Below are 25,254 nucleotides of genomic sequence, written 5' to 3' on the forward strand. Positions count from 1 at the left end.
CCCGCCTTGCTTTACCATTGTCTTAACTCGCGCTTGTGGTGCAAGTTTGTACCTTTGAGTAAGACGCGGTAGTTACTTTCCCGCAACATCCAGTTTATGAAAGGAATCCTCACATTGCTCTTTTGCCTGCTGCTAACTTCACTAAGTGCGCAGGAAGACTTTTTGGCGAAGCAGTACTTCAACGACGGGGAGTTCGAGAAGGCGGTGGTCTTTTATGAAAAGCTGGTTTCGGAGAATCCCAGACGCACAGATTTTGTGGAATACCTGGTCCGGTGTTACCAGCAACTGGAAGCCTACGACAAGGCCATTGCCATGTTGCAGGAAATGGTCGATTCCGGGATTGCCAATCCAACCTTATATGTAGACCTCGGATACACGTACCGCCTTAGCGGGCAGGGGGAAGCGGCTGCGCCCTGGTATCAGCGCGCCCTGGAAGCGATCGAATCCAATCCCAATATGGGATATGGAGTGGGTTTTAAATTCCAGCGCTATACCCTGTTGGAATACGCACTGAAAGCGTATCGCCGCGCGATGGCACTGAACCCGGATCTGGATTTCAATTTTCAGATAGCCCGGATTTACGGAGAACAGGGACGGGTGGATCAGATGTTCGAAGCCTATATGGCCCTGCTCGTAAAAAGGCCTGCCACCAAACCCAATGTACTTCGGGTTTTTGAATCCTTTGTAGAACCGGATGCTGAAAACGAAAACAACCGCCTGCTCAAGCGGGTACTACTCACTCAGGCCCAGCAAAATCCGGATCCCCTTTGGAATGAGTTACTCAGTTGGCTCTTTGTCCAGGAAGGTCAATTCGGTGCTGCCCTGAATCAGGAAAAAGCCATCTACCGCCGGGCGGAAGCCGCAGGGCTCGACCGTATTTTCGATTTGGGCAGGCTGGCCGATGCAGGTGGTGAGGCAGAAGCTGCGAATGAGGCCTTCGAGTTTGTGGCCAAAGAAAGCGGCGATCCCTCCCAGCAATTGAATGCCCGGTTGTTTCTGATTGAGATTGCCTTCCGGGAAGGAAATTACGATCGGGAAGACGCCCTGAAGGCCTACGAAAAATTGCAGGAGGAATTCGGTTATTCACCAGGGACGCTACAATTACAAGTAGCCTACGCCAAGTTCCTCACTTTCGAAATGGAACAAGCGGGCAAAGGGGTACGCTTATTAAAACGGGGGCTGGACTTGCCGCTCTCGGCCTACGGCGAAGGTTATCTGAAAACGCATTTGGCTGACCTGCTGGTTTACGATCGCAAATTCAATGAGGCGCTTATCCTGTACTCCCAGGTGCAAAAACGCCTAAAGAACGACGTCATGGGGCAGGAAGCCCGGTTTAAGGTGGCGCAGACCAGTTTTTATAAAGGGGATTTTGACTGGGCGCTGACCCAATTAAAGGTATTGCGCAATTCCACCTCCCAGCTCATCGCCAATGACGCCATGCAACTTAGTCTGATTATTTCGGATAATTCCCTGGAGGATTCCACCCAGACGGCTCTGCGAAAATTCGCCCGGGCCGATCTGCTCATTTTCCAACAGAAAAAAACACAGGCAAGGGAAATCCTCGAGGAGATCCTCTCCCAACACAAGGGCGAAGCTATTGAAGATGAGGCCTTGCTCAGACATGGTATGTTGCTTGCAGAAGCCGGAGATTACAGTGGGGCCTTGTTGAGTTATCGTAAAATAATTGAATTCTACAGCGGCGGAATCCTGGCCGACGACGCCTATTTCAAAAGTGCGCAACTCTACGACAACTATCTTGGCGAACCGGAAAAAGCCATGGAAAACTATCGCGAAATCATCTACCGCTTCCAGGATAGTTACTACTTCCCGGAAGCCCGAAGGCGATTCCGCATCCTTAGGGGAGACAATCTGAATTAACTGATATGATCATTTACAACGTCACGATAAATGTTTCTGATAAGATCCACCAGGCCTGGTTACCCTGGATGGCAAAAACCCATATCCCTGAAATGCTGGCTACCGGGAAATTTATCGGAGCCCGTCTTTGCAAGGTTCGTGCTGAGGAGCCAACAGGGGGGACCACTTATGCCGTTCAGTACACTGCGGCAACCCAGGAAGATCTGGAACGTTACTATGCCGAGGATGCAGAAAAAATGCGCCAGAAGGGGGTAACCCTTTTCGGGGAGGAAATGCTCGCGTTCCGGACGGAACTGGAAGTCCTGGGACAGACCGAGTCGGAATGAAAAACTCCCGCAAAAAGCGTAAATACGGACCACACAAATCCCATAAATCGGGTTCCGATCAGGGCGTTACAGCCAAAAAGCACCTGGGTCAGCATTTCCTGAAGGATTTACCCACAGCACAGCGAATCGCTGCTACTTTAAGCCTGAAAGGCTATGATCACGTTCTCGAAATTGGCCCGGGAACCGGGGTACTCACCCGTTTCTTGCTCCAACGCCCCATTCATTTATACGGCGCTGAGATTGATACGGAATCAGCGGATTTCCTGGAGGGCCCTTTCCGGGAGGAATTATCCCTGGACCAGGACCTGCCCGGCATCTTTGAATTGATTCGCGGGGATTTCCTGAAAATGGACCTAAGCAGTTTATTTCCCGAACAACCCTTTGCAATTACCGGGAACTTCCCCTATAATATTTCCTCTCAGATCGTATTCAAGGTCATTGAACACCGCGAGCGTATCCCCGAATTCAGCGGCATGTTTCAAAAAGAAGTAGCCGAGCGAATTTGCGCCGATCCGGGATCCAAAGCCTACGGCATCCTTTCGGTCCTTGCTCAGGCTTATTACCAGGCCGAATATCTTTTTACCGTTCCTCCCGACGTCTTTTCCCCACCCCCGAAAGTAGATTCCGGGGTTATTCGATTGACCCGATTGCCGGTAGAAACCATCGACTGGGCCTATGCTGATCTAAAACGAGTGGTCAAAACGGCTTTTAACCAAAGACGAAAAACCTTACGCAACAGCCTCAAAAGTTTGGGGCTTTCCGATAATCTCAAAGAAGATACTATATTTGACAGGCGCCCGGAACAGCTGACAGTTTCGGACTTTATCGCGCTTACAAAGAGTATCGCCAATGACACCCTTTAAGCTCACCGAAGAGCTGGTCCAGCAGATTGAAACACTGATCGAAGGCCAGCAGGATAAGAACTTGATGGATCTTACCGAGGAGCTGCACTACGCAGATATCGCAGAGATCATCAATGAGCTCAATGAGGATGAGGCTACCTACCTGATTAAGCTGCTCGACAGCGAAAAAACCTCCGATGTACTTACCGAACTGGACGAAGATGTCCGGGAAGCCATTTTAGGAAACCTCAGCTCGCGCGAGATCGCAGAAGAAATTGCGGAACTGGACACCGACGACGCTGCCGACATTATCGGAGAGCTGCCTAAGGAAATCGTCCAGGAAGTAATCTCTGAGATCGACGACCGGGAACACGCCCGTGACATCGTTGACCTGTTGCGCTATGACGAGAATTCTGCCGGGGGGCTTATGGCAAAGGAGTTGGTACAGGTCAATGAGAATTGGTCGGTGACCCGCTGCGTCAAGGAGATGCGCGCCCAGGCCGAAAATGTAACCCGCGTCCATTCCATTTACGTGGTAGACGATTCCGGCATGCTCAAAGGACGTTTGTCGCTTAAGGATTTATTGACCGCTTCTACCCGGGCAGCCATTCGCGAGGTCTATATCCCGAAAGTAGATTCAGTTAATGTCAATGAAAAACCGGAAGAGGTAGCCAAAATTATGTCCAAGTACGACTTGGAGGCCATTCCGGTTGTAGACGAATTGGGACGCCTGGTGGGGCGTATCACCATCGATGATATTGTGGACGTTATCCGGGAGGAAGCCGACAAGGATTACCAGATGGCGGCGGGTATCTCTCAGGATGTCGAAGCAGACGATAGCATTTGGGAACTCACCCGGGCGCGACTGCCCTGGTTGTTTTTAGGTCTTATTGGAGGCGTAGGTGCCGCAGCCATTATGGGTGGCTTTGAGGCGCTGATCTCCCAACACGCAATTCTCTTTTTCTTTACCCCGCTGATTGCCGCTATGGCCGGAAACGTAGGGGTGCAATCCAGTGCTATCATTGTCCAGGGGCTGGCGAACAACGACCTTAAGGGAAGTATCGCCAACCGGCTGGGGAAAGAAATGCTGCTGGCTACCCTCAATGGGATTATCCTCGCAGCCGTACTCCTGATTTTCACCTGGGCCTGGCAAGGAAGTTTTGCCACTGCCCTGGCCATTTCCATTTCCCTGATCGTCGTAATCGTGGTCGCCGGCATCATCGGAACCTTTATTCCGCTATTCCTGCATCAGCGCGGCATTGACCCAGCCATAGCCACGGGGCCTTTCATTACAACGAGCAACGATATCTTCGGGATCCTCATTTACTTCTGGATCGCCAAAATTATCCTCGGGATATGAGCGAAACCAAACGCGTACTCCACCTGGACGAAAACCATCCCCTGCTACTTAGTGGTCTGCAGGAATTGGGGTTTCAAAACGAGGAAAGATATACCGGGACCCGGGAGGATATCCTTGGGATAATCGGTAATTATCACGGCCTTATTATCCGAAGCCGGACCCCGGTAGACCGGGAATTCCTGGAAGCTGCAAAAAAATTGGAATTTATTGGCCGTGTGGGTGCAGGCCTGGAAAATATAGATCTGGATTTCGCCCGGGAAAAGGGGATTTTCCTCGCTGCGGCTCCCGAAGGAAACCGCAATGCCGTAGGGGAACACAGTTTGGGGATGTTGCTATCCCTGATGAACAAATTACACAGCTCGGACCAGGAAGTGCGCCGTGGGCTTTGGCAGCGGGAAGCCAACCGCGGCTGGGAACTGGACGGACGCACCGTCGGGATAATCGGATATGGGAATATGGGTAAGGCCTTTGCTCGTAAACTCCGTGGATTCGATGTCGAGGTCCTCTGTTATGATATACAGGGTGGAGTTGGAGACGAGGATGCGCGGCAAGTCGGTATCATGGAATTCCAACAGCGCTGTGAAGTAGTAAGCCTGCATGTCCCCCAAACCCCGCTTACCACCGGGATGGTTAACGCCGAATTCATCGATGCCTTCCAGCATCCCTTTTGGCTGATCAATACGGCGCGGGGAAAATGCGTCCGCACCGAAGACCTGGTCGAAGGCCTGAAATCGGGGAAAATCCGGGGTGCCGGCCTGGATGTACTGGAGTATGAAAAGACCTCCTTCGAATCCTTGTTTGCAGCCGAACTTCCCGACGCTTTTAAATACCTGATCGAAGCTCCCAATGTCTTGCTCAGCCCGCACATTGCCGGGTGGACCCAGGAGAGTAAAGAGAAGCTGGCACAAACTATCGTGGATAAGATACAACAGCATTATAACCCTTAAAAAAAATTGAATCCAGGGTAGTTACGCTTTGGGTTTCATTTCGCAATGTGGCGCACGATCCTGATATACTCGGTACTAATCCTCTGCCTGCTCATCCTATTCCGGATCAGCAGGGCGACTTACTTGCTGGGAGGTAATTCCTGGGACCTTACCCTGGCCGGGATTGCCCTGGTCTTTCTTCTGTTGGGCATCTTCCTGTCCAGAGGTCGGAAAAGCAAAACAGAAACCACCGAACCCGATTCCCGGAAAATCGAGCAACTCGGCCTTTCTACCCGGGAATATGAGGTCTTGCTCCAGGTATGTAAGGGCCAATCGAACCAGGAAATTGCCACGACCTTGTTCATCTCCGAAAGTACGGTCAAAACCCATGTCTCCAACTTGCTGGTCAAACTCGACGTTCGCCGGCGTACACAGCTCATGACCAAAGCCAGGAATCTGAACCTGATTCCCGGGTAAAACCAAATTTGGTACTTTAGTATGAGTCCCGATCCGAGCTGCATTCCTAGTTTGGCAACCTAAACCAATACAACGATGAAAAAAACAATCTTTCGCTACGGGCTTTACGGGGGCATCTTTATCTGTGTCCTGTTTTTAGCCTCCTGGTATTTAATGCCAGATTTGGATTTTGACGCACAGGAAATTGCAGGTTATGCCTCGATGATCCTGGCCCTGATTTTTGTATTCTTCGGAATACGGCACTATCGCGATCAGGTAAACAGCGGTACCCTGAGTATGGCCAGTGGGATTAAAATTGGCCTGGGTATTAGCCTGATCACCGCCCTGTGTTTTGGCTTGCTGGACCTGGCCTATGTGCTGTGGTTGGAGCCCGACTTCATGGAGAACTATTACCAGGCGGTCCTGGCCGACTTGCAGGCGAGCCTTCCGGCCGAGGAATTTGAGATGAGAAAGGCAGCAATGGAGGCTGAAAAGGAATTATTCTCCAATCCGTTCATAAGTTTTGCGCTGATGACCTTTACCGTATTCCTAATCGGAATAGTAATTACCTTGATTTCCACCTTAATCCTGAAAAGAAAAGCAAGCGATGAGATCTGATGCGACATCCCCCAAGGAATATCTATCGGCCTTGCCGGAGGACCGGCAGGCAGTTATAGGAGAGATTAGACAGGTATTGCTGGATAATTTACCCAAGGGATTTGAAGAACGCATGAGTTATGGGATGCTGGGTTTTGTTGTTCCCCACGAAATCTACCCCGATGGATACCATTGTGACCCTTCCCTCCCCCTGCCCTTTATAAATCTGGCATCACAGAAGAATTTTATAGGCCTGTATCATATGGGCATTTATTCTGATCCTGAACTTCTGAAGTGGTTTCAGAATAGCTATGCCGAACTCAGTATCGGTAAGCTCGATATGGGTAAGAGTTGTATACGATTTAAGAAAATGGATAAAATCCCATTTCAACTAATCGGGGAGTTAGCGTCAAAGATGACCCCTCAGGATTGGATTGCACGCTATGAAAGCGAAATAAAAAAATAAAACAAGACATGGATAAACGCGTAACCGGTTTGGGTGGTTTCTTCTTTAAGGCGAAAGACCCGGATCAGATCAAGAGCTGGTATAAAACTCATTTGGGAATCCCGACGGATCAGTATGGCTGGACGTTCTGGTGGAAGGATGCCGAAGGGAACGATTGCTCCACCCAATGGAGCCCCATGGCAGCGTCCACGGATTATTACCAACCGAGCACCAAACCTTTTATGATGAATTTCCGGGTAGAAAACCTGGTGGAACTCCTCAAAGCCCTCAAAGCGGAAGGTGTTGAAATCGTCGGGGAGATGCAGGAATTCAGCTATGGGAAATTTGGCTGGATCATGGATCCTGAAGGCAATAAAATTGAACTCTGGGAACCCATAGATTCTGCATTTCAGGAATAGCCCGGAATTTGCTAATTTGAAGGCTCAATCAACCAAAAGCTAGACAATTATGTCAGACGAGAAAAAAGATATGGGCGATAAGGCGGAAGACGCCTTTGACAAAGCCAAAGAAAAGGCAGAAGAAACATTCGATAAAGCCAAGGAAAAGGCTAAAGAAGCCGGAGAGAAATTCGAGGAGAGCACTAAGGATTTCCGTGAAGAAGCCAAGAAAACTGCTGAGGAGTTTACAGAGGGCTTCAAAAGCGCCAGTAGTGGCGAGAATAAAAAGATACTCGCAGGAATCCTGGCAATCCTTCTGGGTTGGGCCGGGGTGCATAAGTTTGTCCTGGGATATCAGAAGGAAGGGATAATTATGTTGGTACTATCCGTAATCGGATTTGTCTTAACCTGTATTGGAATAGGTGTATTCCTGGTCTGGGCCGTTGGCTTAGTCGCGCTTATCGAAGGAGTCATCTATCTCACTAAATCCGACGAGGAGTTTTACAACACCTATCAGGCGGGACGGAAGCCCTGGTTCTGAATAATACCTGATTATTGGTCAATTAAATTGCCTGAAAAAGCCAGAATATACCGTTCTGGCTTTTATATTTATTGTTATTATCGTAATATTGCGATATATAATAAACTATGGGCGTTTCCAAAACACAACTTTTCAATGACCGCCAGAACGAACTGGCCGAGGTAGCCAAAGTACTGGCGCATCCGGCTCGGGTTGCTATCCTTCAGTATATCAGTCGTCAGGAGGAATGCATCTGTAATGATCTGGTGGCTGAGACCGGGCTGGCCCAGGCTACCATAAGCCAGCATCTCAGCGCTATCAAAAAAATAGGCTTGTTGCGCGGGAATTTCCAGGGCAAGAACCTCTGCTATTGTATCGATAGCGAACGTTGGAATGAATTGCAGGAGTTATTTGGTTCTTTTTTCCAGAATATCGGGCAGCAATGTTGTGCCCCTGTCCAGACCACTAGCGAATAATAACACTTAGATCAATCTATAAAATCACCAATATGAATATTTCTGAATTTCTAAACCTACTCGAAGCGAATCCCGAAGCCGAACTGCGATTTGAGTACGCTCATGGGAAACAAGTACGTGCCGATTATCACATTACCGAAGTTAAAAACGTACACATCGAGGCTACAGATTGCGGAGGCCGGCAGGATTCCTGGCGCGAAACGGTTATCCAACTTTGGGAACCGGAGCAAGCTGAGGAAACCCGCAAATCCCTAAGTACGCGTAAGGCCTTGGCCATCCTGGGCCGGGTTGGAGCCGTACAGCCGCTTCTCAAGGAACGTCCGTTAAAATTCGAGTACGGAAACCCGGAATTCCACACCAGCCAACTCCCGGTAATGGGATATGAAATCCAGCCAGACCGGTTGCTGCTCAAGCTCGGAACCGATACAACCCAATGTAAGGCGCAGGAACTCTGTGGTCCCGCTACCTCAACTACCCAAGCCGTTAAGGAAGAAGTGGCTGCGTCTGCCTGTGCACCCGGCAGCGGCTGTTGCTAAATCCGGGACAATGACCATCCGTAAGATGCACGCCGATGATTGGCCAGAGGTGGCCCGAATCTATGCCGAAGGCATTGCTACCGGGATAGCGACCTTTGAGACTGCTGTCCCGGAGTACACCTCCTGGGACCAGGGGCATTTGCCCTACGGCAGGCTTGTCGCAACTTCGGGGGAAACCCTCCAGGGATGGGCCGCACTATCCCCGGTATCCGGGCGTTGCGTGTATGGCGGGGTAGCCGAGGTTAGTGTTTATGTCTCTGCCCGTTCCAGGGGGATGGGAGTGGGACTAAAACTAATGCAACAGCTAATCGCCGATAGTGAGCGAGAAGGCATCTGGACCCTGCAATCGGGTATATTTCCGGAAAATACCCCCAGTATTCGCCTGCATGAAAAATGCGGGTTCCGATTCCTCGGGATTCGCAAGCGAATCGCCCGAAGGGATGGCATTTGGAAAGACAACGTACTCTACGAAAGAAGAAGTGAAATCGTGGGTGTGGATTAAAAATCCCCCTGCAAACCAAAATCAGATAAGACTATGAAAAACATGCTTGTACTCTGCACCGGGAACTCCTGTAGGAGTCAGATGGCCCATGGGTACCTCAACGCCCTGCAACAACCGGGTAGCCTGAACGTATACAGTGCAGGGATCGAAACCCACGGATTAAATCCGGGGGCGGTTGCAATCATGCAGGAAGACGGGATCGACATTACAAGCCATACTTCCAACCATGTGGACGAATACGAAGGCGTCGCCTGGGATTATATATTGACCGTGTGTGATCACGCCTATGAAAATTGTCCGTTTATCCCGGCTCCCAATGCGATGCGGATGCATCATAATTTCATGGATCCCTCCAAGGTCCAGGGCAGTTCTGAAGAAAAACACGAGGCTTTCGAAAAAGCACGGAACCAGATTAGGACATACGTGCAGGAATTTTTGGAATCGGAAGGCGTGCTTGCCTGAGCCACGGGTTCAGCAGTTTCAGATCTTTTTTAATTCCCCTGGCCGGATTCCAGTAGTTTTTGTTCCAGTTCTGCCTGGAATTCTTCCATTACCGGACGAACCGTATCCTCCGGTAAATCCGCAATCTTGATATACATCAGGCCGTCTACCGAATTATTGAAAAGGGGATCCACATTAAAAGCGACCACCTTGGCATTCTGCTTAATGTATTTCTTGATCAGCACCGGCAACCGGAGGCTTCCCGGTTCTACCTCTTCAATCAGGCGATCAAACTTATTGAGGTCGGCCTCGGTCTCATCAAAGACAAATTCTTTGTCGGCGTCCTTCAGCTTTACTTTGAATTCTTTTTTCGGGCGGATGTACTGGGCTACGTAGGGATCCCAGTAATGGGACTTCATGAACTCGATCATCAGGGATTTGGAGAAGCTCGAGAATTGATTGCTGATACTCACTCCGCCAATAAGGTATTTGTGCTGGGGGAATCTCAGGGTTGTATGCACAATTCCCTTCCACAAGAGGAAAAGCGGCATGGGTTTCTGTTGGTATTCGGCAACGATATACGCCCTGCCCATTTCTATGGACTGTTCCATCATCCCATATAATTCCGGTTCAAAGCGGAAGAGATCCTGCAGGTAAAACCCATCGATGCCATGCTCCGGGAAAATGAGTCCACCCATTCCCATACGGTAGGCGCCCACAATTTGCTTGTCTTTATCGTCCCAGAGAAACAGGTGGTGGTAATAATCATCGAAGCGATCCAGGTCTATGGATTTATTGGTCCCCTCCCCTATAGCCCGAAAGGTGACCTCTCGTTGCCGGCCGATTTCCTGCAGGATAAAAGGCATGTCCTGCTTTTGGGCCAGAAATACTTCGTAATTGCGACTTTGCAACAAGCGGCAATCCTTTTCGCGAAGCTTATCAATTTCGCCCTGGATTACCTCAGAACGGACTGCTGAAGCGATGCGCTTAGGAGGCTTCGGAATTTTCAGCGTCCCAGGGATCTGATCGATCAGCCGTTCTTTTTCATAAGGGTTGGACAGGAGATAAGTCTTGCGCCGCAACAAATCTGCAAACTCATCAAAATCCTCGTGTTCTTTTTGTGCAGCTACCGAAATAGGGTGCCCGATTCGCACCTTAATGGGCCGGTTTCGTTGGGTGGTGAGCTCGGAAGGTAATTTGGCTGTACGGAAAACATCGTTCATCCGGCTAAGCGCATAAAACAGCCGGCTGTTTCTGGCGTGAAAATAAATGGGAACAACGGGTACCTCAGCTCTTCGGATTAATTTGAGCGCCGAAGGCTCCCAGGGCTTATCTACAAACTGCTGGTCTTCCTTATAGGTAGACACCTCCCCTGCCGGGAACAGCCCCAGCGGATGGCCCTCTCTTAAGTGTTCAATTGCCCTTTTGAACCCGGCAACGGAACTCTTCACATCCTTGTGGTTTTCGAAAGGATTTACCGGCATGATGTAGGGGCTCAGCGGTTCTATTCGTTGTAGTAGGAAGTTCGCAACTATTTTATAATCCGGTCGGTGACCCAACATTAACTTCAAGAGTAATACCCCGTCGATTCCCCCCAGTGGGTGATTGCTAATAGTTATGTAGGAACCGTCTTTGGGAAGTCGTTTGAGATCTTCCTCCGGAATTTCAAAGTCGATTTCGTAGTGACTCAGAATTTCCTCCAGGAATTCAGGACCCTCAAGGTGTTTGTGCCTGCGATAGAATCGGTTGATAGAACTGATCCGGGTCAGGCGCATCAATATCCACCCCATAAGGGTACCGAGCGGGCCATAACGATCCAGCCGAATCGCCCTGGCTACTTCCTTGGCATTTACTAAACTCATAGTTAGCTGCTCTCTTGAAAGTAAAGATAAAAAAATGACCCGGGCTGCTCGGGACTTATTTTACCACGAGTTGCACCGTTTCGGCACTGCGCTGTTCCAAGAGGACTTCCCGACCGTTGCGCAATGACTCAATGGCAGGAGAATCAAAATGCCGAATGGTGTAGAGGCTTACCCCTTCGTGGTGCACAACTTTGAACTTACCCCGGAGTGTATCTAATAGGCCTTCCAGTTTTCCAAAGCGATTATCGACACAAACCGAAAAACTAATGGCCGAATTCTGAATCAAATCTACCTTCATGCGATGGTCGGCCAGGAGTTTGAATAACTCGCTGATATTGTCCTCGACTATGAAAGAGAAATCAAGGGAAGACAGCTTCATCAGCACCTGGTCTTTCTTGAGGATAAAGCAAGGCACTTTGGGTTCGATCCCCTTACCCTTGCCTACTGTGGTTCCTGCGGCTTCCGGATTGAGAAAGGACTTTACATTAAGTGGAATTTCCTTGCGTTGCAGAGGTTGAAGGGTTTTAGGGTGGATTACCGAGGCCCCGTAGAACGCCAGTTCAATAGCTTCCCGGTATGAAATCCTGTTGAGCAGTGCCGTTTCCTTGAAATACCTTGGGTCGGCATTCAAGACCCCGGGTACATCCTTCCAGATGGTCACCGAAGCTGCGTTGAGACAATAGGCAATAATGGCAGCGGTGTAATCCGATCCCTCCCTGCCCAGGGTAGTCGTAAAATTGTTCTCATCGCTACCCAAGAAGCCCTGGGTTATAAATAATTCCTTAGATCCTTCCAGGGTCGAAATAGCCTGCTGGGTCTTTTCCCACTGGACATTCCCATCCCGGTAGTTGGCGTCCGTTTTTATGTAATCCCGGATATCCAGCCAGGTATTACTGATCCCCTCGGATTCCAGAAAAGCGCTTACGATCGTCGTGCTCAAAAGTTCTCCGTAACCAACCACCTGATCATAGACAAATGAAGGTTTGGGCGACTTATTCCAGGCCAAAAAACCCTTTACTTCATCCAGGAGTTCGCTCACCCGGGCATAGACCGGATGTGTTTTCTGGGGGAAGAGTTCGTCAAGGATCTCCCGATGATAGGCTTCTACATCGGCCAGGGCGGTTATGGCCCCTTTGGGAGATTCAAAATACGCCTTCACTACGGCCTCCATGGCATTGGTAGTCTTGCCCATGGCCGAGACCACCAAAAAGGTCTGTGCCGTTCCACTGATTTCCAAAACCCGGAGCAAATTGCGCACTCCTTCGGCATCTTTTACAGAGGCACCTCCGAATTTAAATACCCGCATATTCCTTTAAATAATTATCAATACCCGCAGCGTCCAGTTGTACGACATCCCAATCGCGTAATATCCGAGCACCCCTTGCCTTGTAAAAATCGATCGCCGGTTCGTTCCAGTCCAGAACCTCCCAACTCACACGGCGGGCTCCATTTTCCCGGGCGTACCGAATAACCTCAGTGAGCAGTCCACTACCCAGGCCAATTCCCCGGGCAGATTCGGTAACAATGAGGTCCTCAAGGTGCAGGGCCGGACCTTTCCAGGTGGAGTAACGCGGATAGCACAACGCCATCCCAAGGAGCTCATCGCCGCGGGCAGCGACGAAGCAATGGAACTTAGGCTGAGCGCCAAAACCGTCAGCTTCCAGGGTCTCGCGATCCACCTCAACGGCATCTGGTTCCCGCTCAAAATCTGCTAATTCCTGAATCAACTGGAGTACCCCGCCCATGTCTGACTTTTGGGCAGGTCTTATCACTATGGACATATTGTTACAAATAAAACACGAAGTTAAAAAAATTAAATCTATCTCGCTTTTCCTCCCGTACAGGTTTCACAAAATAAGCGATATTTGTGGGCAAAACGACCCTACACCAAATGCAACGCAAGAACAAAACCCTGGGTGAATTCATCATCGAAAACCAGGTCGAATTCCAGTACTCTACCGGAGAACTTTCCAAGCTTATCAATGCCATACGTCTTGCCGCGAAGGTTGTAAACCACGAGGTCAATAAGGCTGGCTTAATCGATATTCTGGGTGGCGTAGGGGAAACCAATGTCCAGGGGGAAAGCCAGCAAAAACTGGATGTTCTGGCCAACGAAAAATTCATACAGACCTTAACCAACCGGGAAATCGTCTGTGGGATTGCTTCAGAAGAAGAAGAGGATTTTATCAGTATCAACTCCCAGGACGAGAACCACCAGAACAAATATGTGGTCCTGATCGATCCGCTCGACGGCTCTTCCAACATCGATGTTAACGTTTCGGTGGGGACCATTTTTTCCATTTACAGGCGCATTACTCCGATTGGTACCCCGGTAACCCTGGAAGATTTCCTGCAACCGGGGATTAATCAGGTGGCAGCCGGATATATTATCTACGGAACTTCAACCATGTTGGTGTATACCACAGGGCACGGGGTTAATGGATTTACCCTGAACCCCGCTATCGGTACCTTTTACCTCAGCCACCCCAATATGCAATTCCCAGAAACCGGGAAAATTTATTCGGTGAACGAAGGAAACTACACCCATTTTCCTCAGGGGGTAAAGGACTATATCAAATATTGCCAGCGCGAAGAAGGAGACCGCCCGTATACCTCACGTTATATCGGTTCCCTGGTTTCCGATTTTCATCGCAATATGATTAAGGGGGGAATCTATATCTATCCAAAAAGCAGCGTCAATTCCGACGGGAAACTCAGACTGCTATACGAGTGCAACCCCATGGCCTTTTTAGCCGAACAGGCCAATGGCAAAGCTTCTGATGGATTCCGCCGCATCCTGGAAATCCAGCCGAAAGAATTGCACCAGCGCGTCCCCTTCTTCTGCGGAAGTCGCAAGATGGTGGATAAGGCTGAAAATTTTATGCAGGGAAAGGCTTGATTAGCTGGTAATCGGAGCGGTCGGGCTTATTTCTTCTCGATCAGACTGTAATAGTCGTCAAAAGATATCCTTCCGGAGAATATGGCCACACTACGCGCGATAGCTTTGTCAGCAGCTTCCGGAGTAAACCCGATTCCGATGGCGTACTTCTTAACCATTACCATTTCATCGTCTTCGATTTTGTTGTCCGAAAAGATGATCTGAAAAAAGTCGTGTAGTCTTTTGTAGCGCTTCTTAAGCTCAAAGGCCGGCTCAATCGGATACTTGTTTTCCTTTTTCATCACCTCTTTGAACTCCGCCTCGGAAATATCCAGCTTTACGGCAAACTTCTCAATAATTTCCTTTTCGGGGGAACTGATTACCCCGTTAATGGCGGCTAGTGACGCCAGAGCAGCGAAGTGCGCCAAGTTTTGACGCTTTTCGGAGTGATTATAAAGATCCAGAATGGGCATTTGTTGCAAATTTTGCATGCAAAGATACCGCTTTTGTTGCGCTTTTCCCATAGCTTTTTGCAGTCTTATAGCCAAGCTTGTCACAAAGTTGGCTGGCAGGATGTGACACGGCCAAAATGGGAATATTCCGTAACTTCACCGGGCTATGAAAAAGCCACTCCTGGAATTTACGGATAGAGGTATTTACTGCTCCCGGGCCAACGTTTACATCGACCCATGGAAACCGGTAGAAAACGCACTGATTTCACATGGCCATGCAGATCACAGCCGCGCTGGCCATAAAAAATATATCACCCATCACCGCAACCTGCCGATTATCCGACACCGGCTCGGAGCCATAGACGCTTCGGGGATGGAATGGGGGGAAACCTTTAGCAGAAATGGGGTGGTTTTCAGCTTTCATCCGGCCGGGCATATCATTGGATCTTCCCAGGTCCGCGTCGAGTATCGCGGAGAAGTCTGGGTGTTCTCCGGAGATTATAAAACCGAAAGCGATGGGCTTTGCGAACCCTTTGAACCCGTTCGCTGCGATAGCTTTATCACGGAATGCACCTTCGGGCTACCTGCCTTTTCCTGGCAACCACAGGAGGAAGTGCTCTCGGATATTAAGGCCTGGCATGCCACCAACCAGGCGGTTGGAAAGACCTCCGTGCTCTTTGCCTATTCCCTGGGTAAGGCACAACGCTTGCTGGCTGGGCTGGGCCCCGATTACGAGCCGGTCTACACCCATGGAGCAATCGAGAACATGACCGAAGTATTGCGCCCGTTGGGCGCATTCGCGCCTACCCGACGGATTACCCGGGAAACCCCCTCCGATGCGTTAAAAGGAGCTTTGGTCATTGCACCGCCCAGCGCACACGGGAGTACCTGGATGCGTAAACTCGTCCCGTATGAGACAGCCGCGGCCAGTGGTTGGATGACCTTCAGAGGAGCCCGGAGAAGACGGGCAGTGGACCGCGGATTTGTATTGAGTGATCACTCCGACTGGGAAGGACTCCTCAGCGCAATTGATGCCACCGGGGCCACATGCGTGATTTGCACTCACGGCTATTCCGATATTTTCTCCCGTTACTTGAGGGAAGTCAAAGGACTGGACGCGCGAACCGAGGCCACACAGTACGAAGGGGAAGGAAACGGAGAATCCACTGTCGAATGAAAGCTTTCGCCGAACTCATACGAACCCTGGATGCCACGAATAAAACCAATGCCAAGGTCGCGGCCCTGGCCGGTTATTTTGAAACGGCACCCGACCGGGATAAAGTCTGGACCATCGCCATACTTTCGCATCGACGCCCTCCCCGGCCCGTAAATACAGGATTGCTGCGCGAATGGGCCGCTGAGCTGGCGGGGATCCCCATGTGGCTTTTTGAGGAAAGCTATCATATCGTGGGAGACCTGGCAGAGACAATTGCCCTGATTGTCCCGAGTCCGAAAAGCCCTGAGGTTCCTGATAAATCCCTGACTGAATACCTGGAGGATATCATCCGTCTCCGTAAAATGGAGGAGGCCGGCAAAAAATCCTATTTACTGGAAGCATGGGCAGAGCTTCCTTATTACCCGCGTTTTGTACTGACCAAGCTCATGACCGGGGGCTTTCGGATTGGCATTAGCCAGAAATTAATGACCCGTGCCCTGGCCAAAGCCACAGGTCAGGAGGAAGACCTTTTGGCGCACAAGCTTATGGGGCAATGGGACCCGGCCGTGATCAGTTTTGAAGATCTGGTCCTCAGGACCCGGGAATCGGATTTGCTTTCCCGCCCCTATCCCTTTTATCTGGCCTACGGCCTGGAAGGAGACCCTGCAGACCTTGGCAATCCAGAACCCTGGGTAATGGAACACAAATGGGATGGCATTCGGGCGCAACTTATACAACGCAAAGGGAACCTGTTCCTCTGGAGCCGGGGAGAAGAGTTGATCACCCATACCTTTCCCGAATTGGAACGCCTTGCCGAAATCCTTCCCGATGGGACTGTCCTCGATGGGGAAATCCTACCGTTCCCCAAAGGACAAATCGGATCCTTCAGGGACCTGCAGAAACGTCTGGGACGCAAAACTGTGAGCGCCTCCATGCTCGCTAAAATCCCCGTAATCCTCAGGGCATATGACCTCTTGGAATGGCAGGGGGAAGACATCCGCGACCGGGCCTATAGCGAGAGGCGGAAACTCCTTGAAAAACTATTAGCTCCACTGGCGGACTCCCCCGAAATCCCCCTGGACCTATCCCATCAAATGAATATTTCGGATTGGGCACAGGCCGCTACAACCCGACAGGAAGCCCGGGAAGTGCGTTCCGAAGGCCTGATGCTCAAACGCAAGGATGCCCCGTATGGGGTTGGTCGTAAAAAAGGGGACTGGTGGAAATGGAAGGTAGATCCGCTTACCGTAGATGCGGTACTTACCTATGCCATGCGGGGTCATGGGAGACGCAGCAACCTGTTTACAGATTATACCTTTGCGCTCTGGGATGAAAAAGAGGATGGCAGTAGGGAACTGGTCACTTTCGCCAAGGCCTATTCCGGGCTAACCGATGCGGAATTTCGGGAAGTAGATGCCTGGATTAAGCGCAATACCCTGGAACGGTTCGGACCGGTTCGCTCGGTAACTCCTTTGCATGTCTTTGAAATTGCCTTTGAGGGAATTGCGAGATCCTCCCGGCATAAAAGCGGCGTTGCCACGAGATTTCCACGAATTGTTCGTTGGCGAAAAGACAAACCTATGGAGGAAGCCGATACCCTCCAGGGGGTTATTGAACTGATCCCGGAAACGTAAAAATCATCCCGGACGCATGAGCAGCGAGAATAGATCTTACGAGGCCCTTCTGGGAATAGCGGAAATGTGGTTCCGCAAAGCCGGCTGGTTGCCCTTCCCCTTTCAGAAGAAAACCTGGAAGGCCTTCCTCGATGGATATCACGGCCTGCTTAACGCTCCCACGGGTAGTGGAAAAACCTATGCCCTTTGGTTTCCCATCCTACTCCATTATATACAGCAAAACCCGGAATACCGGACAAAGAAAACCCCGGGCCTGAAAGCGATATGGATCACTCCATTACGAGCCCTGTCACAGGAAATAAAGCAATCCGCCGAACGGATTATTGCCGATTTGGAGATTCCATTTGAGGTAGGGATCCGCACCGGGGATACCTCCAATGCGGAGCGCGCACGGCAGCGGAAACAACTGCCCGATCTTTTGATCACTACTCCGGAAAGCCTGCAACTCCTCTTGGCGAGCAGTGGTTATCCCAAAAAATTTGCGAGCTGTTATGCTATTGTCGTAGACGAATGGCACGAGCTCCTGGGCAGCAAACGGGGAGTTCAAATGGAACTGGCCCTGTCTCGTTTAAAAACAGTATCCCCACATTTACGTATCTGGGGTATTTCGGCAACGATTGGTAATCTGGAACAGGCCAGGCAGGTATTGCTGGGGCCCGAATCGGAAGCCTTTGATCGGTCCGTGATGATACGCGCCGATATCCGGAAAGACATACAGGTTCGCAGCCTGCTTCCGGAAACCATGGAAAAATTTCCATGGCGGGGGCATCTGGGCCTCCACATGTCGGAGGCTGTGATTCCGATCATCGAAGCGAGTAAAACCACCTTGCTTTTTACGAATACCCGGGGGCAGTGTGAGATCTGGTTCCGCCATTTGCTGGAAACCCACCCGGAATACGCCGGGGAAATAGCCATGCATCACGGCAGTATCGATAAGGACACCCGCCTTTGGGTAGAACAAGCCATTCGCAATGAGAGCCTAAAAGCCGTAGTCTGTACCTCAAGCCTGGATCTCGGGGTAGATTTTGCTCCCGTCGAAACCGTAGTGCAAATCGGGGGACCTAAAGGCGTTGCCCGGTTTTTACAGCGGGCCGGACGCAGTGGCCACCGACCCGGACAACAAAGCCGGATCTACTTCCTCCCCACCCACGCCATAGAACTCATCGAAGCTTCTGCGTTGCAGGAAGCCGTCCGGGAACAAGCGGTCGAAGATCGCATTCCCTACCTCAATAGTTTTGATGTGCTGATTCAGTACCTCACCACCCTGGCGGTTTCGGATGGCTTCCACCCGGATGAAATTTATCAGGAGGTACGGCAAACTTTCTGTTACCAGACCCTGAGCAAAGAACAATGGGCCTGGCTGCTCAACCATCTGGTCCTGGGGAGCCAAAGCCTGCGCACCTACGACGAATACAAACGCCTGGAGGTGCTGGAGGACGGTCGCTTTAAGGTAACCAACCGGGGTATCGCGATGCGCCACCGCTTCCAGATTGGTACCATTGTCGGGGATGCCGATATAACCGTGCGCTACAAAAAAGGAGGGTATATTGGCACCATAGAGGAGTCTTTTATCTCCAAGCTCAACCGTGGGGACGTTTTCACTTTTGCCGGCCGTACCCTGGAGTTCTTACAGGTCAAAGGCATGCAGGCCCTGGTCCGGAATTCCCAGGCCAAAAGCAGCAAGACACCCAGCTGGATGGGCGGGCGACTCACCTTGAGTAGTGAAATGTCAAAAATCCTCCGCGATGAGCTCTATACAGCCAATCTGGAAACGGAAAAGCAATCCACAGAAATCCGGGCACTGCAACCCCTTTTTGACCGGCAGCGGGAGGAGAGTATTGTCCCCGGACCCGGACAATTCCTGATAGAGACCTTCGAGACCCGGGACGGACACCATCACATTTTTTATCCCTTTGAGGGCCGCTTTGTACACGAGGCTATGGCAAGCCTGTTGAGCTACCGAATCAGTCTGCTGGGCAAGGCCACCTTCTCCTTGGCCTACAACGATTACGGGTTTGAATTGCTTTCGGAGGAAGCCGTGAATATCCAGGAAGTGCTGGATAACAATCTCTTCACAGCGGAACACCTAATCGAAGATTTGCAAAAGAGTCTCAACATGACGGAGATGGCCCGGCGTAAATTCCGGGATATTGCCGTAATCAGTGGGTTGGTATTTACCGGCTATCCCAAAAAAGGAATTAAGATGAAGCACCTACAAAGTAACTCCCAATTGCTCTTCGAAGTATTCCGGGACTACGAGCCCGACAACCTGTTATTCCAACAGGCATTCACAGAAACCTTCGAACACCAGCTCGAGGAAGGCCGGCTGCGCCAAGCCCTGGAACGCATTGCAACCCAGGAAGTAGTTTGGAAGGATTGTCGGCGACCCACACCCTTCTCCTTTCCAATTATCACCGACCGATTGCGCGAGAAACTCACCAATGAAAAACTGGCCGATCGGATTCGCCGGATGACCCAAATTCTTACCGGTGGTAAATAGTCCCCACTATAAAATTTTGGAAAGACTGTTTCTTTAAAATTCGCGGAAGACAGTACCTTTTATACCTTTGAACAGATGACGTATTCGGTCGAGATAAGCGGAGCTACATTTACTTTTCACTCCTGGGGGGCAGCCTACTGGGAGGAGGAGCGGATGTTACTTATCAGCGACCTTCATCTCGGCAAAATCATGCATTTCCGAAAGTACGGAGCCGCGGTCCCCCGCCTGGCCCTGCTTGAAAATTTCAGGCGGTTGGAAAAGCTCGAAGCCCAATTCAAACCCGCAACAATATGCTTCCTGGGCGATTTATTCCACTCCCACAAAAACCGGGAATGGGAATTGTTTCAGGGTTGGACCTATGGTAGTAAGGCCAAACTCATTCTGGTGGAAGGAAATCACGATATTCTGTCCCCTTTGCTCTACGAGGAATTGGGCATGGAGGTATTACCCGAGTGGAACATCGGACCATTCTGGTTAACCCACCATCCGGCTGAGACTGATCAAAAGTTCAACATTGCCGGGCATATTCACCCTGCGGTGCGCCTGGGTGGCCGGGGCGGCCAGCGCATGCGCCTTCCCTGTTTTTACTTGCGATCCAACCAACTGATATTACCCTCTTTCGGAGCCTTTACCGGCTCGCACACCATTACACCCGAGGCCGGGGACCGATTTGTTGTGCTTGCCGGGGACGAACTCGTTGCCCTTGAGCAACGCGGAAAGAAAAAGACACTATCCCTTAACCAACCCTCATGAAAAACCCCTGGCTTATTGCAGTAGTTAATTTGCTGTCGGTAATAATCGTCCTTTTTGTCAATTACGCTTCGCAGGTACAGCTTTGGGGAGCTCCTGCCATTGGGTCTATCAGCAATGAATTTACAAACCTGGTTACCCCGGCAAGCTATGCCTTTGCGATCTGGGGGCCTATTTTCCTGGGTTTATTGGTCTTCTGTATTTATTCCTTTTACCGGATTATCAAATATGGAAAAGAGCAGGCATTCCTATTCCAAAGCCTCCCCTGGTTTTTCCTGGCCAATGCCTGTAATGCCCTCTGGGTGTACTGCTTTACCTTGCGTATGTATGGGCTATCGGTGCTGTTAATGCTTATCCTGTTGATCTCCCTGCTTCAACTCATCCGAAAATTCGATATGGAAATATGGGATGCCCCTATCGGCACCATCGCCTTTATCTGGTGGCCAATCTCGCTCTATGCCGGGTGGGTCGCTGTGGCCACCGTGGTCAATATTGGACTTTATCTCGAATCTCTAGGGTGGACAGGGGCGCCGTTGAACCCTACAGCCTGGACCATAGTCATGCTGGTTATTGTGACTATTTTGAATGCCTACCTCGTGCAAAAACGAAACTTACGGGAATTTGCCGGAGTAGCCGTCTGGGCATTGGTGGCCATCGGGTTTCGTCATATCGAAGCGATACCGGTGATCGCCTATGTGGCCTGGTCTGGTGCTGGCTTACTCGGATTACTTATCCTGCGACATGGATTTATAAACCGGAGGACCAATCCTTTTGAAAAACTCCGCCAGCGGCTCTCCAATAACCGTCAGGCCTAGCTGCCTGGTCTTAGATCGCAGAATTCTTAAATGCGGGCTTTGCCCGGGATAGAAAAGCGGCGTATTTTTGCACCTCTTGATGGCAGCGCCCTTACAGGATATCCGTTCCGCCTTTCGTCAGTCCCCCCCATTTCGGGAATTGACCGACGCCCTGCGTCCTGACCACACCCATTTACAGCTCAACGGCCTGCGCGGATCTGCCCTTTCCTTCCTGACCGCAGAACTTTTTGAATCCTACCCGGGCCCGGTATTGCTCTTGCTCTCGGATAAGGAGGAAGCAGCCTATTACCTCAACGACCTGGAGCATTTTCTGGGAAAAGAACAAGTGCTTTTTTACCCGGGAAGTTATCGCAGGCCTTACGAAATAGAGCAAACCGACAATGCCAATGTCTTACTGCGGGCCGAAGTACTCAGCCGGGTAAGTTCGCGCAAGAAGCCCGCCTTAATCGTCAGTTACCCCGAGGCCCTCTTCGAAAAAGTAGTCACCCGCAAAGAGTTAAAAAAGAATACACTCAAGATCGGCACCGGAGACTCCCTTAGTTTGGATTTCCTCAACGAGGTACTCTTCGAATACCACTTTAAGCGTGTGGATTTTGTGACGGAACCGGGGGAATTCTCAGTACGCGGTGGTATTGTAGACGTCTTTTCTTTCTCACATGATGAGCCCTACCGAATTGAATTTTTCGGGGACGAAGTAGACTCTATCCGAACCTTTGACGTAGAGACCCAACGCTCACTGGAGCGACACAAAAAGATCAGCATAATTCCCAATGTTGCCGATAAAATCCTGCATGAATCCCGCCAGAGTTTCCTCGGGTACATTGCCCCGGAAACGGCGATTATCGTTAAGGAACCTCAATTGGCCAAAGGAAAGCTGGACGCCCTTTTCGAGAAAGCCAGGGAGGCGTTTGAAGCCCTCAAGGGAGAAGTAGTCCACAACGAGCCTGAGGCGCTTTTTACCGATGGGACTTCCTTCCTCAGGGAACTGGCCGAATTCAGACTGGTAAACCTGGATGGCCCAATGGATTCGGCAAATGGGAAAGTCGGGGAACCCCTGCCTGAGATTACCCTCAGGACTCTGCCACAGCCCGCTTTCAATAAACAATTCGATCTCCTGCTGGATTCCCTGCGACAGCATGCAGAACAAGGGATCGCGAATTACATTTTTTGCTCCTCGGAGCAACAGGTAAAACGGTTTGCAGACATTTTCGAAGAGATCGGGAAGGACGTTCCGTATACGGCCGTTGTGCAACCTATTTACCAGGGCTTTATCTCCGAATCACTGGGGGTCTGCATTTATACCGATCACCAGATTTTCGAGCGCTTCCACCGCTTCCACCTGCGTAATGGCTATGCCAAAAAACAAGCGATTAGCCTCAAGGAACTCAATAAGCTCGAAGTCGGGGACTACGTAACCCACATTGACCATGGGATCGGGAAATTCGGGGGCCTGAAGAAAATCGATGTGGAGGGACGCCAGCAAGAGGCCATTAAGCTCATCTATGGGGATCGGGACATACTATACGTAAGCATCCATTCCCTGCATAAGATTGCCAAGTACAATGGCAAGGACGGAGCCGTTCCGAAAATCTATAAACTGGGATCCGCCGCCTGGAGTAAACTCAAGGCCAAGACCAAATCCCGGGTCAAGAAAATAGCTTTTGACCTGATCCAGGTCTATGCCAAACGCCGCATGAAGAAGGGCTTCGCATACGCCCCGGACAGCTACCTGCAACACGAGCTGGAAGCCTCCTTTATCTATGAAGACACCCCGGATCAAAGTTCGGCCACCGCGGCGATCAAGGAGGATATGGAAAGTGAACGCCCGATGGATCGGTTGGTCTGCGGGGACGTTGGATTTGGAAAAACGGAGGTAGCGATTCGCGCAGCCTTCAAAGCAGTTGATAACGGCAAACAGGTTGCAGTCCTGGTGCCCACGACCATTCTGGCCTTCCAGCACTTCCGAACCTTTACCGAACGCCTTAAGGAAATGCCGGTTTCGGTAGATTATCTGAACCGGTTCCGCAGCACAAAACAACGCAAATCGGTCCTGGAACGGTTGGCTTCGGGGAAACTGGACATTGTTATTGGCACGCATCAACTTGTGAGCAAACAGGTACAATTTGCGGACCTGGGCTTGTTGATCGTAGACGAGGAACAGAAGTTTGGGGTGGGCGTTAAAGACAAACTCAAAAGCCTTAAGGAGAACATAGACGTGCTTACCCTTACGGCGACCCCTATCCCCCGTACGTTGCAATTTAGTTTGATGGCAGCGCGGGACCTTTCTGTGATCAACACGCCTCCCCCAAACCGCTATCCCATAGAAAGCCGGGTGGTGCGCTTTGATGAGAGCGTAATCCGGGACGCCATCCACTACGAAATCCAACGCGGCGGGCAGGTGTTTTTTGTCCACAATCGCATCGAGAATATAAAGGAAGTGGCCGGGCTTATTCAACGTCTGGTACCTGATGCTCGCATTGGGATCGGACACGGTCAGATGGACGGACAGGTACTCGAAAAACGGATGCTAGGATTTATGAATGGGGAATTTGACGTCCTGGTTTCGACCACCATCATTGAAAGCGGTCTGGACGTAACCAACGCCAACACCATCTTTATCAATAACGCCAATAACTTTGGCTTGAGCGACCTCCACCAAATGCGCGGACGTGTGGGCCGCAGCAATAAAAAAGCTTTTTGCTTCTTCATTACACCTCCCTACGAGTCCATGACCCCAGAGGCGCGAAAGCGTATCCAGGCCCTGGAGCAATTTACCGAACTGGGCAGTGGTTTCAACATTGCCATGAAGGACCTGGAAATCCGGGGCGCTGGTGATTTACTCGGAGGAGAACAAAGCGGCTTTATCAACGAGATTGGATTCGAGACGTATCAAAAAATCCTCGCGGAAGCCATAGAAGAACTCAAGGATAATGAGTTCAGTGAATTATACAAGGAGCAGGGCGAAGTAAGACCCTTTGTCAAGGAAACCCAGATCGATACAGATCTGGAACTCCTCTTTCCCGATGGGTACATCAATGCGGTAGCCGAGCGGCTCAGTCTGTATACCGAGTTGAATAATTGTAAAAATGAGCAGGAACTGGAGGCTTTCCGTCTGGCACTGATCGACCGTTTTGGCCCGCTTCCCGAACAGGCCGAGGCGCTGCTGGATTCCGTACGGCTCAAGTGGCGCAGCACCCTTTTGGGACTGGAGCGCCTGGTGCTGAAGAAGGAAAAACTGATCGGGTATTTTGTCGCCGACCAACAGGCGCCATTTTATCAGTCCCCTACCTTTTCCAGGATACTGCAATTTGTCCAAAGCCATCCGGGTAGCTGTCGCCTCAAGGAAAAGCAGACCCGCAATGGGTTGCGACTGCTGTTGATTTATGAAAGGGTTCGTACTGTAAAAGACGCCCTGAAAGCTACAGATCCCTTAATCGAATTTCTTGGAGTAAGCCCGGAGGAGGCAGTGCAGAATTAATTATCTTTAATCGCACCGAAAATACT

General features: G+C 50.6%; 25 protein-coding genes. 21 read left to right on the forward strand and 4 right to left on the reverse strand.

The window, feature by feature from the left end; all coding sequences use genetic code 11:
• Window positions 1-96: 96 nt before the first annotated feature.
• From BM318_RS04080 to BM318_RS04145, 14 genes are all read left to right on the forward strand, one after another.
• Window positions 97-1,878 (forward strand): tetratricopeptide repeat protein, encoded by a 1,782-nt coding sequence (locus tag BM318_RS04080; protein WP_092980881.1) that lies wholly within the window; start codon window positions 97-99, stop codon window positions 1,876-1,878.
• Between the two features lie 5 nt (window positions 1,879-1,883).
• A complete protein-coding gene (locus BM318_RS04085) occupies window positions 1,884-2,204 on the forward strand; it encodes a DUF4286 family protein (RefSeq protein ID WP_092980883.1) in 321 nt (106 codons plus the stop codon).
• Complete coding sequence (rsmA, locus tag BM318_RS04090; RefSeq protein WP_092980885.1) at window positions 2,201-3,067, forward strand: 16S rRNA (adenine(1518)-N(6)/adenine(1519)-N(6))-dimethyltransferase RsmA; 867 nt, start codon at window positions 2,201-2,203, stop codon at window positions 3,065-3,067. The genes BM318_RS04085 and rsmA overlap by 4 nt, the downstream gene beginning before the upstream one ends.
• Entirely contained in the window at window positions 3,054-4,406 is a 1,353-nt protein-coding gene (gene mgtE / locus BM318_RS04095) for a magnesium transporter (protein ID WP_092980887.1), read from the forward strand. Before rsmA ends, mgtE begins: the two co-directional genes overlap by 14 nt.
• Window positions 4,403-5,353: a 2-hydroxyacid dehydrogenase gene (locus BM318_RS04100; protein ID WP_092980888.1), complete on the forward strand. Its 951-nt coding sequence runs from the start codon at window positions 4,403-4,405 to the stop codon at window positions 5,351-5,353. The genes mgtE and BM318_RS04100 overlap by 4 nt, the downstream gene beginning before the upstream one ends.
• A 45-nt stretch (window positions 5,354-5,398) precedes the next feature.
• Entirely contained in the window at window positions 5,399-5,809 is a 411-nt protein-coding gene (locus BM318_RS14540; RefSeq protein ID WP_092980890.1) for a response regulator transcription factor, read from the forward strand.
• A gap of 75 nt (window positions 5,810-5,884) precedes the next feature.
• Entirely contained in the window at window positions 5,885-6,406 is a 522-nt protein-coding gene (locus tag BM318_RS04110; RefSeq protein WP_092980891.1) for a DUF4199 domain-containing protein, read from the forward strand.
• Window positions 6,396-6,851 carry a DUF1801 domain-containing protein gene (locus tag BM318_RS04115; protein ID WP_092980892.1) on the forward strand — a complete coding sequence of 152 codons (456 nt, stop codon included), beginning with the start codon at window positions 6,396-6,398 and terminating at the stop codon, window positions 6,849-6,851. Before BM318_RS04110 ends, BM318_RS04115 begins: the two co-directional genes overlap by 11 nt.
• Window positions 6,852-6,859: 8 nt before the next feature.
• Window positions 6,860-7,249 (forward strand): VOC family protein, encoded by a 390-nt coding sequence (locus BM318_RS04120; RefSeq protein WP_092980894.1) that lies wholly within the window; start codon window positions 6,860-6,862, stop codon window positions 7,247-7,249.
• A gap of 49 nt (window positions 7,250-7,298) precedes the next feature.
• On the forward strand, window positions 7,299-7,769 hold the full coding sequence (locus tag BM318_RS04125; RefSeq protein ID WP_092980895.1) for an NINE protein: 471 nt from the start codon (window positions 7,299-7,301) through the stop codon (window positions 7,767-7,769).
• Between the two features lie 107 nt (window positions 7,770-7,876).
• Window positions 7,877-8,224: an ArsR/SmtB family transcription factor gene (locus tag BM318_RS04130; protein WP_092980896.1), complete on the forward strand. Its 348-nt coding sequence runs from the start codon at window positions 7,877-7,879 to the stop codon at window positions 8,222-8,224.
• A 32-nt stretch (window positions 8,225-8,256) separates the two neighbouring features.
• Complete coding sequence (locus BM318_RS04135; RefSeq protein ID WP_092980898.1) at window positions 8,257-8,760, forward strand: DUF6428 family protein; 504 nt, start codon at window positions 8,257-8,259, stop codon at window positions 8,758-8,760.
• 10 nt (window positions 8,761-8,770) lie between these two features.
• Window positions 8,771-9,262: a GNAT family N-acetyltransferase gene (locus BM318_RS04140; RefSeq protein WP_092980899.1), complete on the forward strand. Its 492-nt coding sequence runs from the start codon at window positions 8,771-8,773 to the stop codon at window positions 9,260-9,262.
• 33 nt (window positions 9,263-9,295) lie between these two features.
• A complete protein-coding gene (locus tag BM318_RS04145) occupies window positions 9,296-9,724 on the forward strand; it encodes an arsenate reductase ArsC (RefSeq protein ID WP_092980900.1) in 429 nt (142 codons plus the stop codon).
• Between the two features lie 29 nt (window positions 9,725-9,753).
• Here BM318_RS04145 and BM318_RS04150 read toward each other — a convergent pair whose 3' ends face one another.
• From BM318_RS04150 to BM318_RS04160, 3 genes are read right to left on the reverse strand one after another with little or no spacing between them, the layout of a single operon-like run.
• Window positions 9,754-11,565: a GNAT family N-acyltransferase gene (locus tag BM318_RS04150; protein WP_092980902.1), complete on the reverse strand. Its 1,812-nt coding sequence runs from the start codon at window positions 11,563-11,565 to the stop codon at window positions 9,754-9,756.
• 55 nt (window positions 11,566-11,620) lie between these two features.
• Window positions 11,621-12,871, reverse strand: a complete 1,251-nt coding sequence (locus BM318_RS04155; protein ID WP_092980903.1) for an aspartate kinase — start codon at window positions 12,869-12,871, stop codon at window positions 11,621-11,623.
• A complete protein-coding gene (locus tag BM318_RS04160) occupies window positions 12,858-13,346 on the reverse strand; it encodes a GNAT family N-acetyltransferase (protein WP_092980904.1) in 489 nt (162 codons plus the stop codon). Before BM318_RS04160 ends, BM318_RS04155 begins: the two co-directional genes overlap by 14 nt.
• A 110-nt stretch (window positions 13,347-13,456) precedes the next feature.
• On the opposite strand from BM318_RS04160, the gene fbp reads away from it, so the two are divergent.
• Window positions 13,457-14,464, forward strand: a complete 1,008-nt coding sequence (gene fbp / locus BM318_RS04165) for a class 1 fructose-bisphosphatase (protein ID WP_092980905.1) — start codon at window positions 13,457-13,459, stop codon at window positions 14,462-14,464.
• 26 nt (window positions 14,465-14,490) lie between these two features.
• Here fbp and BM318_RS04170 read toward each other — a convergent pair whose 3' ends face one another.
• Window positions 14,491-14,934 carry a TerB family tellurite resistance protein gene (locus tag BM318_RS04170; protein ID WP_245759732.1) on the reverse strand — a complete coding sequence of 148 codons (444 nt, stop codon included), beginning with the start codon at window positions 14,932-14,934 and terminating at the stop codon, window positions 14,491-14,493.
• A gap of 127 nt (window positions 14,935-15,061) precedes the next feature.
• On the opposite strand from BM318_RS04170, the gene BM318_RS04175 reads away from it, so the two are divergent.
• From BM318_RS04175 to mfd, 6 genes are all read left to right on the forward strand, one after another.
• The gene (locus tag BM318_RS04175; protein WP_092980906.1) at window positions 15,062-16,072 is read left to right on the forward strand and encodes a ligase-associated DNA damage response exonuclease; all 1,011 of its coding nucleotides are present in this window, start codon (window positions 15,062-15,064) and stop codon (window positions 16,070-16,072) included.
• Window positions 16,069-17,685 carry an ATP-dependent DNA ligase gene (locus BM318_RS04180; protein WP_092980908.1) on the forward strand — a complete coding sequence of 539 codons (1,617 nt, stop codon included), beginning with the start codon at window positions 16,069-16,071 and terminating at the stop codon, window positions 17,683-17,685. Before BM318_RS04175 ends, BM318_RS04180 begins: the two co-directional genes overlap by 4 nt.
• Window positions 17,686-17,701: 16 nt before the next feature.
• Window positions 17,702-20,185 carry a ligase-associated DNA damage response DEXH box helicase gene (locus tag BM318_RS04185; protein ID WP_092980910.1) on the forward strand — a complete coding sequence of 828 codons (2,484 nt, stop codon included), beginning with the start codon at window positions 17,702-17,704 and terminating at the stop codon, window positions 20,183-20,185.
• 75 nt (window positions 20,186-20,260) lie between these two features.
• Window positions 20,261-20,938 (forward strand): ligase-associated DNA damage response endonuclease PdeM, encoded by a 678-nt coding sequence (gene pdeM, locus BM318_RS04190; RefSeq protein ID WP_092980912.1) that lies wholly within the window; start codon window positions 20,261-20,263, stop codon window positions 20,936-20,938.
• Entirely contained in the window at window positions 20,935-21,750 is an 816-nt protein-coding gene (locus BM318_RS04195) for a tryptophan-rich sensory protein (RefSeq protein WP_092980914.1), read from the forward strand. Before pdeM ends, BM318_RS04195 begins: the two co-directional genes overlap by 4 nt.
• Window positions 21,751-21,829: 79 nt before the next feature.
• On the forward strand, window positions 21,830-25,228 hold the full coding sequence (gene mfd, locus BM318_RS04200; RefSeq protein WP_092980916.1) for a transcription-repair coupling factor: 3,399 nt from the start codon (window positions 21,830-21,832) through the stop codon (window positions 25,226-25,228).
• Window positions 25,229-25,254: the final 26 nt, after the last annotated feature.

The organism is Robiginitalea myxolifaciens, assembly GCF_900115205.1.
Taxonomy (GTDB): Bacteria; Bacteroidota; Bacteroidia; order Flavobacteriales; family Flavobacteriaceae; genus Robiginitalea; species Robiginitalea myxolifaciens.

Bases quoted from the DNA above. Each gene is read 5' to 3' on its own strand.
- BM318_RS04085 (WP_092980883.1), top strand. From the start codon at position 1,884: ATGATCATTTACAACGTCACGATAAATGTTTCTGATAAGATCCACCAG.
- BM318_RS04135 (WP_092980898.1), top strand. From the start codon at position 8,257: ATGAATATTTCTGAATTTCTAAACCTACTCGAAGCGAATCCCGAAGCC.
- BM318_RS04145 (WP_092980900.1), top strand. From the start codon at position 9,296: ATGAAAAACATGCTTGTACTCTGCACCGGGAACTCCTGTAGGAGTCAG.
- mfd (WP_092980916.1), top strand. From the start codon at position 21,830: ATGGCAGCGCCCTTACAGGATATCCGTTCCGCCTTTCGTCAGTCCCCC.
- rsmA (WP_092980885.1), top strand. From the start codon at position 2,201: ATGAAAAACTCCCGCAAAAAGCGTAAATACGGACCACACAAATCCCAT.
- pdeM (WP_092980912.1), top strand. From the start codon at position 20,261: ATGACGTATTCGGTCGAGATAAGCGGAGCTACATTTACTTTTCACTCC.
- BM318_RS04155 (WP_092980903.1), bottom strand. From the start codon at position 12,871: ATGCGGGTATTTAAATTCGGAGGTGCCTCTGTAAAAGATGCCGAAGGA.
- fbp (WP_092980905.1), top strand. From the start codon at position 13,457: ATGCAACGCAAGAACAAAACCCTGGGTGAATTCATCATCGAAAACCAG.
- BM318_RS04195 (WP_092980914.1), top strand. From the start codon at position 20,935: ATGAAAAACCCCTGGCTTATTGCAGTAGTTAATTTGCTGTCGGTAATA.
- BM318_RS04160 (WP_092980904.1), bottom strand. From the start codon at position 13,346: ATGTCCATAGTGATAAGACCTGCCCAAAAGTCAGACATGGGCGGGGTA.
- BM318_RS14540 (WP_092980890.1), top strand. From the start codon at position 5,399: ATGTGGCGCACGATCCTGATATACTCGGTACTAATCCTCTGCCTGCTC.
- BM318_RS04080 (WP_092980881.1), top strand. From the start codon at position 97: ATGAAAGGAATCCTCACATTGCTCTTTTGCCTGCTGCTAACTTCACTA.
- BM318_RS04120 (WP_092980894.1), top strand. From the start codon at position 6,860: ATGGATAAACGCGTAACCGGTTTGGGTGGTTTCTTCTTTAAGGCGAAA.
- BM318_RS04130 (WP_092980896.1), top strand. From the start codon at position 7,877: ATGGGCGTTTCCAAAACACAACTTTTCAATGACCGCCAGAACGAACTG.
- BM318_RS04150 (WP_092980902.1), bottom strand. From the start codon at position 11,565: ATGAGTTTAGTAAATGCCAAGGAAGTAGCCAGGGCGATTCGGCTGGAT.
- BM318_RS04115 (WP_092980892.1), top strand. From the start codon at position 6,396: ATGAGATCTGATGCGACATCCCCCAAGGAATATCTATCGGCCTTGCCG.
- BM318_RS04100 (WP_092980888.1), top strand. From the start codon at position 4,403: ATGAGCGAAACCAAACGCGTACTCCACCTGGACGAAAACCATCCCCTG.
- BM318_RS04140 (WP_092980899.1), top strand. From the start codon at position 8,771: ATGACCATCCGTAAGATGCACGCCGATGATTGGCCAGAGGTGGCCCGA.
- BM318_RS04110 (WP_092980891.1), top strand. From the start codon at position 5,885: ATGAAAAAAACAATCTTTCGCTACGGGCTTTACGGGGGCATCTTTATC.
- BM318_RS04180 (WP_092980908.1), top strand. From the start codon at position 16,069: ATGAAAGCTTTCGCCGAACTCATACGAACCCTGGATGCCACGAATAAA.
- BM318_RS04170 (WP_245759732.1), bottom strand. From the start codon at position 14,934: ATGCAAAATTTGCAACAAATGCCCATTCTGGATCTTTATAATCACTCC.
- BM318_RS04175 (WP_092980906.1), top strand. From the start codon at position 15,062: ATGAAAAAGCCACTCCTGGAATTTACGGATAGAGGTATTTACTGCTCC.
- BM318_RS04125 (WP_092980895.1), top strand. From the start codon at position 7,299: ATGTCAGACGAGAAAAAAGATATGGGCGATAAGGCGGAAGACGCCTTT.
- mgtE (WP_092980887.1), top strand. From the start codon at position 3,054: ATGACACCCTTTAAGCTCACCGAAGAGCTGGTCCAGCAGATTGAAACA.
- BM318_RS04185 (WP_092980910.1), top strand. From the start codon at position 17,702: ATGAGCAGCGAGAATAGATCTTACGAGGCCCTTCTGGGAATAGCGGAA.